Origin of the sequence: Streptomyces shenzhenensis (assembly GCF_003688995.1) — a bacterium.
Taxonomy (GTDB): domain Bacteria; phylum Actinomycetota; class Actinomycetes; order Streptomycetales; family Streptomycetaceae; genus Streptomyces; species Streptomyces shenzhenensis_A.
Genome location: NZ_PENI01000088.1, coordinates 1 through 1,071 on the forward strand (window position 1 = coordinate 1; position 1,071 = coordinate 1,071).

The following is a 1,071-nucleotide window of genomic DNA, read 5'->3' on the forward strand; positions in this document are numbered from 1 at the left end:
CCCACCCCTGAGGACCGGTTCACGTTCGGCCTGTGGACCGTCGGCTGGCAGGGCAGGGACCCGTTCGGGGACGCCACCCGCCGGGCCCTGGACCCGGCCGAGTCGGTCCGGCGCCTGGCGGAACTCGGCGCCCACGGAGTGACCTTCCACGACGACGACCTGATCCCCTTCGGCTCCTCCGAGGCCGAACGCGACGCCCACATCAAACGCTTCCGCCAGGCCCTGGACGCCACCGGCATGACCGTGCCCATGGCCACCACCAACCTCTTCACCCACCCCGTCTTCAAGGACGGCGCGTTCACCGCCAACGACCGCGACGTACGCCGCTACGCCCTGCGCAAGACCCTCCGCAACATCGACCTCGCCGCCGAACTCGGCGCCCGGACCTACGTCGCCTGGGGCGGCCGGGAAGGCGCCGAGTCCGGCGCCGCCAAGGACGTCCGCACCGCCCTGGACCGCATGAAGGAAGCCTTCGACCTGCTCGGCGAGTACGTCACCGGCCAGGGCTACGACCTGCGCTTCGCCATCGAGCCCAAGCCCAACGAGCCCCGCGGTGACATCCTGCTGCCCACCGTCGGCCACGCCCTCGCCTTCATCGAACGCCTCGAACGCCCCGCCCTGTACGGCGTCAACCCCGAAGTCGGCCACGAGCAGATGGCCGGCCTCAACTTCCCCCACTCCATCGCCCAGGCCCTGTGGGCCGGCAAGCTCTTCCACATCGACCTCAACGGCCAGAACGGCATCAAGTACGACCAGGACCTGCGCTTCGGCGCCGGTGACCTGCGGGCCGCGTTCTGGCTGGTCGACCTGCTGGAGAGCGCCGGCTACGACGGCCCGCGCCACTTCGACTTCAAGCCCCCGAGGACCGAGGACCTCGACGGCGTGTGGGCCTCCGCGGCCGGCTGCATGCGCAACTACCTCATCCTCAAGGACCGCGCCGCCGCCTTCCGCGCCGACCCCGAGGTCCAGCAGGCCCTCACGGCCGCCCGCCTCGACCAGCTCGCCCGGCCCACCGCCGCCGACGGCCTCCAGGCACTGCTCGCGGACCGCACCGCCTACGAGGACTTCGAC

Annotated in this window: 1 protein-coding gene; it reads left to right on the plus strand. The window is 71.6% G+C overall.

The genetic code is table 11. The annotated features are described in order from the left end of the window. Nucleotides 1–1,071 (plus strand): xylose isomerase (gene xylA / locus CTZ28_RS46295; RefSeq protein ID WP_121895950.1); only part of this gene is annotated, 1,071 nt, incomplete at both ends.